This is a genomic window from Hypericibacter terrae, from assembly GCF_008728855.1.
In the GTDB taxonomy this organism is placed as follows: domain Bacteria; phylum Pseudomonadota; class Alphaproteobacteria; order Dongiales; family Dongiaceae; genus Hypericibacter; species Hypericibacter terrae.
The window spans coordinates 3924591-3938045 of sequence record NZ_CP042906.1 but is presented as its reverse complement, the minus strand read 5'-3'; the positions used below and the strand labels follow the sequence as shown (position 1 = coordinate 3938045).

Sequence of the window (13455 nt, the reverse complement as noted above, 5' to 3'; positions counted from 1 at the left end):
AATGATGCTGGGTCGCGCCTTCTGGGGCGGTGTGATCGAATGCGCCCGATGGTTCAGTTCAGGCGGCTTCACGCTGTGGGGCCTCGCCCTGATCCTGCTGGCCCTCCAGGAAACGGATTCGTTCGCGGCCGGCGCCCATGCCCGCACGATCTATGCCCTGCCGCTGGGCGCCATCCTCGTCGCCGTGGGGGCGCTCCTGTTCCTGCAATTCGGCCGGGCCAAGCGGGCGCTGCTGCGGGAAGGATGAGCTGTTTCGTCAGGCGCGATCGATCAAGCCCGCCACCGTGTTGGGACAATCAAGCATCAGGAAATGACCGGCATCGGGCAGGCGCGTGAAGGTCGCGCCGGGCGCCAGCTTGGCGAAGCGTTCGCCTTGCGCGATCGGGATCCAGCGATCCTCCTCGCCCCATAGCACCGACAGCGGCACCGCGACTTTCGGATAGAGCGTCTCCAGCCGTGCCGTGAAGTCGTGATCATATTGCTCGACCTGCCGGTAATAGGCCTTCTGGCCCTTCTCTCCGAGCCAGGGAGCCAGCAAGGGTGCGAACTCGGCGTCCGGCAGATACCGGCTGGTGGTGCCGCGCAGATGCTCGGCCATGGCCGCGGCATGAATATGCGGCGGGATCTGCTCGAACACCTTGATGTTCTGCTGGATCAGCAGCGAGTAGGGGGTGCCCCAGGGGTTGAGCACGACCCCATCGGCGATGACCAGGTCGCGGACCGGGCAACCTTCGACGAGATGGGCCCCCATCACGGCCGCGGCGCCGAAGTCGTGGCCGACGATCCGCGGCCGGTCGAGGCCCCAATGGCGCAGCAGCTCCGCCAGCACCTTGGCCTGGCTGCGCAGCCGCACATCCTGGCCTTCGAACTGGTCGGAGATCCCGTAGCCCGGCAGGTCAAAGAGAAAGACCCGCCAGTTCGCCTGCAGCTTCTCGGCCACGCGGCGCCAGACATAGGAGGAGGCGGGCGTGCCGTGCACCAGGACGAGGTCGGGCCCGGACCCGACTGTCCAATGGGCCACGCGCCCTTGACTTGAATTGAAGTATTGCGGTGACGGTCTCATGATCGGATCCCTATCCGGAGGTTTCATGGAAGGGATTTTGAGCGTTCGGACCCGCGCTACAATTGACAACGAAATCCAAATACATGAATCGTATTCAAGTCATGGAGTCGCCTTTGGCCGAACCCGATGAGATGCGGCGTCTGCCGCTGAACGCGATCCGCAGCTTCTATCTGGCGGCCCAGGCCGGCCGCTTCCGCATCGCGGCCGAGCTTCTCGGCGTCACCGAATCCGCGGTCAGCCATCAGGTGAAGCGTCTCGAGCAATTGCTGGGCGCGGCCTTGTTCGAGCGGCAAGGCCGCGAGATGCACCTGACGCCGGTCGGCAGCCGCTATTATGCGAGCGTGAGGCGGTCCTTCGGCGAGCTGCTGCGGGCAACCGCGGAGGTCTCCGGATCGCCCGACCAGGCGCGCGTCACGCTGACCCTGCCGACTTCGCTCGCGGCTTTCTGGCTGATCCCGCGTCTCGACGCGCTGCAGCGGCGCCAGCCCGGGATCAATCTGCAGCTCCTCACCACCAATCGGAAATGCGACTTTGCCCGCGAGAATATCGATCTTGGCATCCGCTACGGCCTGGGCAGCTGGCACGGCTTCCAGTCGACACAGCTGTTGTCGGAGCAGTTCTTTCCGGTGGCGACGGAGGCCTTCATGGCGAAGTGGAAGAGGATGGAGCCCGCGGACCTGATCCGGTCGGCGAGGCTGATCGCCAACGGGCTCCATCCGGGCGAATGGGAGGAATGGTGTCTTGCGCACCGCATTGCGCCGCCGGTGGGGCAGGCGCTGGTGCTCGACTCCTCGGAGCTGACTCTGCAGGCGGCATTGGAAGGCGTCGGGATCGCGATGGGGCGGCGGCCGATTGTGGATCGCCTGCTCGCCAGCCGCCGACTGATCGCCCCGTTCGAACGCGAGGCCCAGAGCGTTGCCGGGTATTACCTGGTGCGGATCAAGGGCGAGGCGCCGACCGCGGCGGCGCGCAAGGTGGAACGCTGGCTGGTGGAGGAAGCAGCGGTCGCGGCGCCGGCCGCTCGCGAACGCCGTCGCGCCGCCCGATCGAAATAGGGAAGCAGAAAGGGAAATGGCGGGGCGGCTCGCAGCCCGCCCCGCCATCCCGGCGAGGAGCCTAGGATTTGACCGACAGTTCCTCGCCAAAGATGAACGACGTCGGATGCATCCGGAATCCCTGCACCTTCTTGTCGTAGAAGGTCAGCACCGGGCGCCAGAAAGGCTGAACCACCGGGCCCCGCTGCTGCATGATGACCTCGATCTTGGCCATGATCTTGCGCCGCTCGTCGACATCGACCGTGCCTTCGGCCTGGGTCAGGAGATCGTCGAACTCCTTGTCCGACCATTCCGGCGCGTTCCACGGCACGCCGGTCCGATAGGCGAGGCTGAGCGTCATGAAACCCAGCGGGCGGTGATACCAGACGGTGTAGCCGAGATCGACCTTGTCCCAGACATCCCACCATTGGGCCGAGGGGATGACGTTCAGCTTCACGCGGATGTTGGCCTCGGCCCATTGCTGGGCCATGACCTGGGCCGCGACCGATTGCCAGGTGGGCTCGGCCGGCAGGGTCAGGGTGGTGTCGAAGCCGTCCGGATAACCCGCTTCCGCCAGAAGCGCCTTCGCGCGCGGCACATCGCGGGTGAAGGGCGGCAGCTTGGCGTATTCCGGATGGATCGGGCAGACATGGTGATGCTCGCCGATGACGCCGGCGTCGCCTTCGGCGAGGCTCATCACCTGGGCCTGATCGACCGCAAGCCGCATCGCCAGGCGTACCTTGGCATCGTCGAAGGGCTTGCGCGTGCATTTGCCATGGATGACCGCGGTCTGCGAGGTCGCCACCTCATAGACCTGCAGGCTCTCGATCTTCTCCAGAGCCGGCTTCTGGGTGAGATCGACCTCATAGGCGCCGTCGACCTGCTTCGAGGCCAACGCGGCGACGACGGCCGACGCATCGTCGCCGAGATCGACGAATTGCAGCGTGTCGAGCGAAGGCACGGTGTGCCAATGCTCGGTGCGGGCCTTCAGCACCGCCTTGCGGCCGGCCTCAAACTCGACCAGCTCGAAGGCGCCCGTGCCGTTGGAGCCGATGGCGAACTTGCCGTCCTCGGCCGGATCGAGGATCGCCATCGGGTAGTGGAACAGATGCTCCGGGATGGCGAGCTGCGCTTCCTGCAGATTGAGCCGGATGGTGCGGTCGTCCACCTTCTCGATCGCATTGGCGTCCCAGATTTCCACGCTCATCTTGGGATTGCCCTTGTCGTCCTTCTCTCCCTTGTCGACTTCCTTCAGCATGTAGGCCTTCATCAGGCCCAGCATGGAGGAGCCGACCTTTTCGTCGAGCACGCGCTTCAGGTTCCAGATGACCTGGTCCGCCGTGAGCGGCCCGCCCTTGCGCCAGGTGACGTCGGACCGGATGGTGAGCGTCCAGGTCTTGAGATCGGCGCTGGGCTCCCATTTCTCGAGCAGATAGGGCCGGGTGATGTTGTCCTGGCCGGTCCGGGTCAGATATTCGCAGACCTGGCGCGTGATGTTGCTGGGCTCGGCCCAACTGAAAGTGTGCGGGCTCTCCACCGGATGGACGCGCTGGGCGACCCGGACCGTGCCGCCGCCCGCAGCGGCGTGGGCGACGCCGATCGACATCGGATCGACCAGGCCCGCCAGCGAATAGGCAGTGCCGGCGCCGACGCCGAGCAGGGTCGCGAACCGCAGGAAGTCGCGGCGATCCATCCGACCGTCCTGAAACTGCTCCCCGACCTTCTTGAAGAGCGGGTGTGATTGTCCTGATCGCATCATGATCTCCCTGGGATCGTTTCGTTTCGTTGTTGTTTTGATGGGCTGGCGGACATCGCTTCGCGGTCCCAATGCGGCGCATCGAGGCCTTCCGCCCGAAGCTGGAACTTCTGGATCTTGCCGGTCGGCGTTTTGGGCAGCGCGGCCTCCAGACGATAGAAGCGCGGCACCATGAACTTCGGCAGCGTCTCTTCCAGGAACCGATGCAGCGCCGCGAGCTCCAGCGCGTTGTCGGGCTTGGCGACGACGGCGGCCATCACTTCCTGCTCGGTCAGAGCGGAGGGGACCGGATAGACGGCGCATTCGAGGACGGCGGGGAATTTGAGGATCCCGTTCTCGACCTCGATCGAGGAGATGTTCTCGCCGCGGCGCCGGATGGCATCCTTGATGCGGTCGAGGAAATAGAAGTTCCCGCGCCTGTCGCGCATCATCAGATCGCCGGAATGGAGCCAGAGATTGCGCCAGGCCTCCAGCGTCTTCTCCGGCTGGTTGAGATAGCCGGCCATGACGATCCAGGGAACCTTCGGCCGGACCACCAGCTCGCCCGGAACGCCCGGCGGCACCTCTTCGTCGTTCGGGTCCACGATTCGCACTTCGAACCGGTCGCTGACGATCCGCCCGCAGGAACGGGTGTCGACCAGGTCGAACAATTTAGGTTTCCCGGCCCGGAAGCCCGAGCGTAGCGGCACGCCCACCTCGGTCGAGCCGTAATTTGTCGTGACGCGGATGCCGAAGCGCCGCGCGAACTCCCTCACCTGCGGAAACAGCGGAACGACCAGCACCTTGTCGAGCGGATGTTTGCGATCCCTGGCGGTGACGGGCGTGCGGTGCAGCAGATTGGCCATCGCGCCCAGCAGCAGGGTGACGTTGCATTTCTGGTCGCGGATATCGTCCCAGAAGGCGCTCACGCTGAAGCGCGGCTTGAGCACGACCGTGGCGCCGGCAATGAGGCAGGCGAAGACCGCGGCCCACTGCCCCGCAATGTGGAATAGGGGCAGCATGTTGTAGTAGCGGTCGCCGGGCTTCAGATCGAGCACCTCGACCACGCAGCGCGAATATTCGAGCGCATGGGCGAAGCTGCAGCGCACGCCCTTAGAGGCGCCGGTGGTGCCCGACGTGTACATGACCGCCATGATCTGGCGCGGATCGGTGATCTCGGCGATCGCGGGTGGCTTGGTCGGCAGCCGGCCGGCGGCGATGAGGTCGGCAAAGGCGAGCTGGCGCAGCCGCGACAGGCGAGCGGGCAGGGCCGCAGGCGGTTCGCCGCGCAAGATCAGGGTTTCCAGCGCGGCGCCCGCCATGATCTCGTCGCTGAAGCGCGCGGCATAGGCAGCGTCGGCGATCAGGACGGTGGCCGAGGAATCCCGCACCACATGCTTCAGCACGTCGCCGAGATAGGCCGTGTTGACCGGCACCTCGATGGCGCCCAGCCGCGCCAGGGCGAGCCAGCAGAGCAGGCTGTCCGGATGGTTGTCGAGCATCAGCAGGACCGTCGTGCCCGGCCCGATGCCTTGCGCGGCGAAGACGGCGGCCAGGCGCCGGCTGTCCTCCTCGAGCTCGCCATAGGTCAACGAACCCTCGTCCGAGACGATGGCCGGACGCCGGCGCATCGTCCGGGCGCGCTCGGCCAACAGGGTTGCGATCGTGTAGTAGCCTGCCGCCAGGGAACGGGGAGAGGAGCGCGCCATGGAGCCCCTATGCGCCGAAGACCGCCCGTTGCGCATTGTCGGCGAGGAATCCCTGCATGTTGGCAGGCTTCAGGGGCAGCGACCGCGCTTCTTGCACGGTCCTCGCCAGCGGCAGCAGCGGCCAGCCGCTGCCGAAGATGATCTTGTCGCCCAGCACGGAGTTGCCGTAGGTGAGCAGCGGCTCATAGCCGCTGTTCGGCTTCAGCAGCAGGTTCGGCCGGACCGATTCGATGGCGATATAGACATTGGGGTGGCGCCAGGCGACGCCGATCAGCTCCTGCACCCAGGGCCAGCCCGGCGGGCCGCAGATGATGCGGAGGTCGGGAAAATCCACCGCGACCTCGTCCACGGCCAATGGATGGCCGTAGCGCATCAGCGACTTGGTCGAGAAATTGATCGAAGCATGCAAATTGACCGGAACATCGAGCTCGACACATTTCTCGTAGAGAGGATAGATCATCCGGTCGTTGGCGGTCAGTTTCAGCTCGTAGAGCTGCAGATTGAGACCGCGCAGGCCTTGCTTGCGGATCGCATGCTCGAATTCGGTGACGGCGATCCGGCCCCGGTGCGGATCGGCGCCGGCGAACCCGACCACCCGGTCGGGATAATCGGCGACCAGGCTGGCCACGGCCTCGTTGGGGATGATGACGTCGAAGGTGGTGCGGATGTCGCGTGCCTTGACGCAGATCTTTCCGATCCCCTGGGAATCCAGAAATTTGAAGAACTTCGACAGCGGCTTGCCGCGATATTCGGAAAGCTCCCCGTGATCGGTGGAGTTCCGATAGACCCGCTCATAGTTGGCGAGATGGGGCGGGTAGGGGTGATACCCTTCGACGAGCTCTTCCGTGGGCGCAGTAATGCTATAGTCGAAGATCGTCGTCACCAGAGGCTCCTGTCGAGTATTTTGTTATTATTATAGTACGGGCCGGAACGGCCAGTGATCGATGGTACTGACACGCGTGTCACTATATGGGCGACCCCGGGTCGAGTCAACGGGCGCGGCCGCCCGGTGCCGGCTGCGAACGGCGAATGAGGGATGTTCGGATGGCTGACGAGACGGACGGCCCCAAGCCGGCGAGCTATATCGAGCAGTTGGAAGCGCAGCTCGCCGCTGCCGGCAGCGCGCGGGCGCAGACCCGCGCGCGCATCCTGCTCGGTGTGGCGCAGCTGCTGGATTCGGACGGTTACCAGGACGCCATCGTGCGCCATGTCTGCGAGCGGTTGGGGATCTCGCGCGGCGCCTTCTATCAGTATTTTGAGAACAGAACCGACGCCGTTGCCGAGGTGCTGAACGGATTCTGCCGTTTCGTGTTCGAGATGTCGGTCGGCGTCGCACGCGGCAAGTCGGATTTCGAGCGTATCAACGAGGTCACCTACTTCTATCTGCAGATCTATCAGCGCAACAAAGGTCTCTTCGCCGTGCAATACAAGCTTGCCCGCGAGAAGTCGGTCTATTCGGAGGGCTGGCGCGAGCTGCAGGACAAATGGCGCGGCCGGCTCGCCCGATATATCGTGCGGGTGACCGAGGCCGATGAGGGCGCGCTGCAGAGCGCGCTGGCACTCTCTTACATGCTGACGTCGCTCGCGGACGATTTTCTCTACCGGCTGATCTTCGAGGACGAGGAGCAGTTGCGCTGGCTGCGCCGCCATCCGCGCCGGGTCGCGGCCCTGATCTCGGTCGTCTGGTATCGGGCGATCTTCGGGAAGAACCCGGCGGCGGCGCTGGAGGAGGACTTCCAGCTCAAATATTCGGGCCTGTTGCCGATCGCGCTGGTGCGCTAGAGCCCGATCTCCTCAAGTCGAATCCCTTCGAGACGTGAATCAGCCTTTCATTCGCGGAAAGATCGCTCAGGCGATCAGCCCGCCCGCATGGGAGGGCACCGGCGCGTTGGCGTCGGGCGAGGCGAAGACGGCCGCCACCTGGAAATAGATTTCGCCGGTGATGCCGGTCACGGACTTCGCTTCGGCGAAGAGCCGCTGGATCTCGTTCTGCATGACGCCGTCGAGCGGCTTGTGCGTGCGCAGCATCAGATCGAAGCGCTTGCCGCGGACGAGCCCGTCCAGCTGCATGGCGCCCATCCGGCTCAGCTCCACATCGAGCAGGAAATGGACGCTCGCCGGCTTGCCGTCCTTGGGCTGGTCGCCCTTGCCCGGATCGCGGCGGATGGCGAGGCGCGCCTGGTGCAGCGCCTGCTCGTCGAGCAGCGGCAGCACGATCGTCTTCCATTGTCCGTCCTGGCTGGTCGAGGGCGCGGCGCGCGCCAGCTCGGCGAAGCCTTGTTCGAGCTTCGCGACCAGCTCCGGCCGCCCCGCCGATTGCAGCGCCTGGCGCAGCTCGGCGCTGGGCCAAGTCACCGGCTTGTCGGAGAGACGGGCGCGAATGAAGCTGGCGAGGCCGGCGGCCAGATGCGAGCCGACGCGCGGCAGGTTCTGCGCCAGGATGTCGTTGGTCTGCGTCGGATTGAGAAGGGCGGGCGGCGTGTCTTGCGCCGTCGCCGTCGCCGCGGCGGTCGGCGCACTGCTCGCCGGCGGCGCGAGGCCCGCCGGTGCCGCGAGGACGGGTCGCTCGCCCTCGAGAAGTGCCGCCGTTTCCAGCAGCGCATTGAAGATCTGGGCCGGCCCCGGATGGGCTTCGGGCAAGGTCGGGGCCTGGGGCGTGGGCAGCAGCAGCAGCCGCGTGCCCACCGGCCCTTCGATCGGGCGATCGAGGGCCACCAGCCCTTCCGGCGTCGCGAGGATCGCCTGGCCGTTGGGCGAAGGCGTGCGCAGGGTGGCCAGCACCGCGGTCTGTGGTCCCGAGGCGGGGTTGGTTGCCGCAATGCCGCTCGCGCCCGTGCCGACGGGTGGCAGGACCGAGACCAGCTCGAGCGGAACTCTCGTGCCGGCGCTCGGCGCGGCGGGTGCGTTGCTGGGGGGCGTGGGTGCTGCGGCAGCGCGCGGCGCAGCCGGCGTCGGGATTTGCGGCTCCACGGCGCGCAAGATGGTCGCGACGAGACGCGGACCTGCGGGAATAGCGTCCCGCGATCCGGGGCTGATCGCTGCGGGCAGCGTGAGGACCAGGCGCGTGCCGGCGGGCCAGCGCGGCGCGGGCTCGGGCGTGGCTTCGGCAGTGGCGGCGTTGCTCGGCGTGTTGGCCGGCACCGGCAATGGCGAGCTGGGCTTGCCGGGCGACGGCGGAAGCGGTGCCGCCTCGGCGGATCTGGCCGGCAGCGACGCTTGCGGCGCTGCGGCTTCGGGCGGACGGGGAATGCGGATGGTGCCGAGCGGGCTGTCCAGCACCAGTTCGCCCTCGGGTGTCTGCTGGCGCACCGTCGCGATGAAGGCCTGGCGCGGCGCTTCCTCCACCGCGGCCGTGACGGCCTGCGTCACCGGGGGCAGGATCGCCGCCAGATGATAGGGCAGCCGCTGACCGGCTTGAGCGGGCGGCGCATTCGGTAAAGAGGGTTGGGTCGCCGGCTTGAGATCGTTCGGGCGCAGCAAGGTCGCGACCACGCGGGCGCCGACGATGCCGGCCTGATCGGCCAGAGGCGGGAGCGGCACGGCCGGAAATGTGGGACCTGCGGGCGCACCCGGTCGAGAGGCTGCCGCCAGATCGCCGGCCTGCGTGACCGTTCCCTTGCCGGCATCGAGCAGCGTCAGGAGCCCGATCTTCGGTCCGCTCAGCGGCTGATTGGCGGTCGGCTCGCCATCGACCGACAGCAGGACCACCTGCATGCGGGCACCAGTGCTGCGCAGCTCGAGCATGACCTTGCTGCCGATAGCGGCTTCGAGGCCCCCGGAGAGGGCGAGCACGCCGCGATCGGTGCGTATCGTGAGCGTGCCGTCGGCAGAGCGCTCCATCACGGTGCCGGAAAGAATGTCGCCGGCACCCATCTGGCTCAGCAAGGCCAGATTGTTCTGGCCGGTCCCCGCCACCGCCATCGATACCGGCCGGGCCGCACTGGGGCCCGTCGCTGGCGTCGCCGGCGTGACCGGGGTCAGGTTCACGGCCGCGCCTCTTTGAGCTTGCGCGCCAGAGCCATGACATCGGCGGCGGCGGCGCTGTCGGGATGGCGGATCGCGACCGGCGTCTGGGCGCGGATGCTGTCCTTGACGCGGGCATCGCGCCGGATCACGCCGGCCAGCGGCGGTTCGATCTTGAGGAAGGACTGGCAGGCGCGCAGCAACGTCGAATAGGTGCGCTCGCCTTCGGCGAGCGAGCCTGCCATGTTCACCGCGATCCGGAGATCGCCGATATCGCCCTGGCTGACGCCGAGCTTGATGAAGGCATAGGCATCGGTGAGCGCGGTCGGCTCGTCGGTCGTGACCACCAGCACGCTGCCGGCCCGCCGGCAGAGCTGGCGGACGGTACGCTCGACGCCGGCGCCCAGATCGAGCAGCAGGCGGTCGTATGCGGCGGCGGTCTGGAACAGCTCGTCGCCGAGCTTCGCCAGGCGTTCGCCGCTCATGGCGGCGAGCGAGGCGGTGCCGGCGCGGCCCGCGACCACGTCGAAATTGCCGGGCGGGTAATTGGTGATGGCCTCGGTCATGGCGCGGCCGCGTTCGACCACGGCGCCCAGATCCGAGCGCGGCATCAATCCGAGCTGGATGTCGACATTGGCGAGACCGAGATCGCCGTCGAACAGCAGCACGCGCTCCTGCAACTTCGCCAGCGCCTGGGCCAGCGAGATCGCCAGCCAGGTCTTGCCGACGCCGCCTTTGCCCGACGCGATGGCGAGCGCGCGCAGACGCGAGGGCCGTCCGACGGGTTGAGGGCCGGAACCTTGGGAGACAGAAAGGGGACGGGCTGTCGCGGTCATTCGGCGGCTTCCATGGCTGCAGGATTAAGCGACGGCAGCTCGATGCGCTCGCCCATCAGGAGGCGGGCAAGAGAAACCGGGTTCATAGGCACGAGCCCATCGCCGATCTGGGGCGACAGGCCGAACTCGCAGAGCGCAAGGCCGCCCGCTGCCGCTGCCGCCAGGAGGCTGCCGAGCCGGCGCACGGTGTCGAGCTTGGTGACGATCAGGCGCCTCGCGCCGAGGCGGGCATAGATGCGGGCCTGATCGGCCGTTTCGGCGGGATCGCCGCCCGCGGCCAGGACCAGGACCGGTTCGGCATCGCCGGCCGCGACGAGGGCCGAGATCTCGGCGAGATCGCTTTCGCTCTGCGGATTGCTGCCGGCGCTGTCGATGAGGCGCAAGCCCTCGGCCGGCAGCGAGGCCAGCGCCCGTGCCAGGGCTTGCGCGTCGCGGGCGCGGAAGGCCGGAATATCGAGGCGGCGGGTATAGGTCGCAAGCTGGGCTTCGGCGCCCGCGCGCAGCATGTCGCAGGAGACGGCACCCACGGCGACGCCAGCGAGCCGGGCGCGAATGCCAAGTTTTGCCAGGCTCGAGGTCTTGCCGGCGCCGGGCGGACCGATGAAGAGCAGGGGCAGGGCCGGCGCCTCGTCGATGAGCGGCGCGAAGGCAAATTGCGCGTCGAGCGCTGCCGCCAGCGCCATCGTCGGATTCTCGGTGGAGAGCTCGGCCGCGGCATTGAGCAGGCGGTCGGCGATCGCGGCCGGGACGTTGTTGAACTCCAGCCGTGCGGCGATGCGGTCGAGCCCGTCGAGGGCGGCCGTGTCGTTCTGCGGCAGGTCGCGCGGCTGGGAGGTCGAGACCTCGGCCGGCGGCGCGTCCTCGAGGCCGGCGGTGACGAGGACGCCGCTCTTGCCGTCGCGCTTGGTCGAGAGGATGACCGCGTCCTCGCCCAGCTCCTGGCGAACGCGGCGCATCGCCTCGTCCATCGTGCCTGCGCTGAAGGTCTTGAGCCGCATGTCTCAGGGCTCCTAGATCTGCCCGACCGTCTTGATCCGCGCGCGCGCATAGATCTCGTTCTGCGACATCACGACGGTGACGGGACGGAAACGCTCGACGATCGAGCGCACGAAAGGCCGGATGCCGGGGCTGGTCAGCAGCACCGGCGTCTCGCCGCGCATGGCGTGACGCTCGAACTGCTGGCGCACGGCATTGATGAATTGCTGCAGCTTGGTCGGCGGCATGGCCAGTTGCTTGTCGTCGCCGTCGCCGCGCAGCGATTCGGCGAAGGCCTGCTCCCATTCGGGCGAGAGCGCCACGAGCTGGATCACGCCCTCGGCGTCCGCCACCGAATCGCTGATCTGGCGCGAGAGCCGGGCCCGCACATGCTCGGTGATCTGGTTCACATTGCGGGTATAGCCGCAGGCCTCGGACACGCCCTCGAGGATGGCCGGCAGGTCGCGGATCGAGATGCGCTCGGCCAGCAGGTTCTGGAGCACGCGCTGGATGCCGCTCATCGAGATCTGCGCCGGGATCAGGTCGCCGATCAGCTTCTGATGCTCCTTGCCCAGATCCTCGACCAGTTTCTGCGTCTCGGCATAGGACATGAGCTCCGCCATGTTGTCCTTCACCACTTCCGTGAGGTGGGTGGTGACGACGGTGGCGGGATCGACCACGGTATAGCCGCGGAACATCGCCTCTTCCCGCATGGCGGGGTCGATCCACATGGCCGGCAGGCCGAAGGTGGGCTCGACGGTCTCCTCGCCCGCGATCGTGATCTTCTCGCCGCGCGGATCCATGACCAGGATCATGTTGGGCCTGAGATCGCCGCGACCGGCTTCGATCTCCTTGATGCGCACGATATAGGTGTTGGCCGGGAGCTGCAGATTGTCCTGGATGCGGACCGCCGGCAGCACGAAGCCCATCTCGCGCGCCACCTGGCGGCGCAGCGCCTTGATCTGGTCGGTGAGCTTCTGGCCTCGCTCGGTGCCGATGAGCGAGAGCAGGCCATAGCCCAGCTCGAGGCGTACCGTGTCGATCTGCAGGGTCTGCTGGATCGTCTCCTCGGTCGGTGCCGCGGCCTCTTCCTTCTGCTTCACAGCGGCCTGGCTCTTGGCGAGTGCCAACTTGCGCGTCAGCATCCAGGCGCCGGTGCCGGCCGCGCCCGAGAGCGCCAGGAACGGGATGGTGGGGATGCCGGGCAGGAGCGCCATGGCGCCCATCAGGAACGAGACCAGGCCCAGGGCCGCCGGATAGCCGCCGAGCTGGGCGAACAGGGCCTTGTCGGTGGTGCCGCTGATGCCGGCCTTGGAGACCAGCAGGCCGGCGCCGGTCGAGATGATGATCGCCGGAATCTGCGTCACGAGGCCGTCGCCGACGGTCAGGATCGTGTAGCTGTGGGCGGCCTCCGTGAAGGACAGGCCTTCCTGCCCGACGCCGATGATCATGCCGCCGATCACATTGATGAAGGTGATGATCAGGCCGGCGACCGCGTCGCCGCGCACGAACTTCGCGGCGCCGTCCATGGCGCCGAAGAAGCCGCTCTCGTCCTCGAGCGTCTTCCGGCGGAGCCGCGCCTCGGCCTCGTCGATGAGGCCGGCCGACAGGTCGGCGTCGATCGCCATCTGCTTGCCGGGCATGGCGTCCAAGCTGAAGCGCGCCGACACTTCGGCGATGCGCCCCGAGCCCTTGGTGATGACGATGAAGTTCACCAGCACCAGGATCGCGAACACGATCACGCCGATGACGAAATTGCCGCTCATCACGAAATTACCGAAGGCCTCGATCACATGGCCGGCGGCGGCGGTGCCTTCATGACCATGGGAGAGGATCAGGCGGGTCGAGGCCAGGTTCAATGACAGGCGCAGGATCGTGGCGATCAGCAGCACCGTCGGGAAGGAGCTGAAGTCGAGCGGCTTCGAGATGAAGAGCGACGTCATCAGCACGAGGACGGAGATGGTGATCGACAGCGCCAGCGAGATATCGAGCAGCCAGGCCGGCATCGGCAGGATCAGCACCACCAGGATGCAGATGACGCCGAGCGCCAGCGCGATCTCGCCGCGCTTCAACGCGGTCGAGAGCTGGCCCCAGATCCGGTTCAGCCCGGGTCCCGACATCGCTTCCTGAAAGGCGTTCG

Annotated in this window: 11 protein-coding genes; 3 read left to right on the top strand and 8 right to left on the bottom strand. The window is 67.1% G+C overall.

Translation table 11 applies throughout. The features are described from left to right. Position 1: 1 nt before the first annotated feature. On the top strand, positions 2-247 hold the full coding sequence (locus tag FRZ44_RS17930) for a hypothetical protein (RefSeq protein WP_151178472.1): 246 nt from the start codon (positions 2-4) through the stop codon (positions 245-247). A gap of 9 nt (positions 248-256) precedes the next feature. Here the strand turns inward: FRZ44_RS17930 and FRZ44_RS17925 are convergent, their stop codons facing one another. After that, a complete protein-coding gene (locus FRZ44_RS17925) occupies positions 257-1063 on the bottom strand; it encodes an alpha/beta fold hydrolase (RefSeq protein WP_191908163.1) in 807 nt (268 codons plus the stop codon). 113 nt (positions 1064-1176) lie between these two features. Here FRZ44_RS17925 and FRZ44_RS17920 point away from each other — a divergent pair, with 113 nt between their 5' ends. After that, positions 1177-2118 (top strand): LysR substrate-binding domain-containing protein, encoded by a 942-nt coding sequence (locus FRZ44_RS17920; protein ID WP_191908162.1) that lies wholly within the window; start codon positions 1177-1179, stop codon positions 2116-2118. Between the two features lie 61 nt (positions 2119-2179). Here the strand turns inward: FRZ44_RS17920 and FRZ44_RS17915 are convergent, their stop codons facing one another. The 3 genes from FRZ44_RS17915 to FRZ44_RS17905 form a co-directional block, all read right to left on the bottom strand. Continuing rightward, positions 2180-3790 (bottom strand): ABC transporter substrate-binding protein, encoded by a 1611-nt coding sequence (locus FRZ44_RS17915; RefSeq protein ID WP_225308323.1) that lies wholly within the window; start codon positions 3788-3790, stop codon positions 2180-2182. 62 nt (positions 3791-3852) lie between these two features. Then, positions 3853-5541 carry an AMP-binding protein gene (locus FRZ44_RS17910; RefSeq protein WP_191908161.1) on the bottom strand — a complete coding sequence of 563 codons (1689 nt, stop codon included), beginning with the start codon at positions 5539-5541 and terminating at the stop codon, positions 3853-3855. 7 nt (positions 5542-5548) lie between these two features. Continuing rightward, entirely contained in the window at positions 5549-6424 is an 876-nt protein-coding gene (locus tag FRZ44_RS17905) for an amidohydrolase family protein (RefSeq protein WP_225308322.1), read from the bottom strand. 161 nt (positions 6425-6585) lie between these two features. Here FRZ44_RS17905 and FRZ44_RS17900 point away from each other — a divergent pair, with 161 nt between their 5' ends. Then, complete coding sequence (locus FRZ44_RS17900; RefSeq protein WP_191908160.1) at positions 6586-7323, top strand: TetR/AcrR family transcriptional regulator; 738 nt, start codon at positions 6586-6588, stop codon at positions 7321-7323. A 66-nt stretch (positions 7324-7389) separates the two neighbouring features. Here the strand turns inward: FRZ44_RS17900 and FRZ44_RS17895 are convergent, their stop codons facing one another. Genes FRZ44_RS17895 through flhA form a run of 4 tightly spaced genes read right to left on the bottom strand, consistent with a single transcriptional unit; the run spans position 7390 to position 13435 of the window. Further along, positions 7390-9528, bottom strand: a complete 2139-nt coding sequence (locus FRZ44_RS17895; protein ID WP_151178467.1) for a hypothetical protein — start codon at positions 9526-9528, stop codon at positions 7390-7392. Further along, a complete protein-coding gene (locus FRZ44_RS17890; RefSeq protein ID WP_151178466.1) occupies positions 9525-10340 on the bottom strand; it encodes a nucleotide-binding protein in 816 nt (271 codons plus the stop codon). Before FRZ44_RS17890 ends, FRZ44_RS17895 begins: the two co-directional genes overlap by 4 nt. Then, positions 10337-11338 (bottom strand): flagellar biosynthesis protein FlhF, encoded by a 1002-nt coding sequence (locus tag FRZ44_RS17885; protein WP_151178465.1) that lies wholly within the window; start codon positions 11336-11338, stop codon positions 10337-10339. Before FRZ44_RS17885 ends, FRZ44_RS17890 begins: the two co-directional genes overlap by 4 nt. A gap of 12 nt (positions 11339-11350) precedes the next feature. After that, on the bottom strand, positions 11351-13435 hold the full coding sequence (gene flhA / locus FRZ44_RS17880) for a flagellar biosynthesis protein FlhA (RefSeq protein ID WP_225308714.1): 2085 nt from the start codon (positions 13433-13435) through the stop codon (positions 11351-11353). Between the last annotated feature and the right edge of the window lie 20 nt (positions 13436-13455).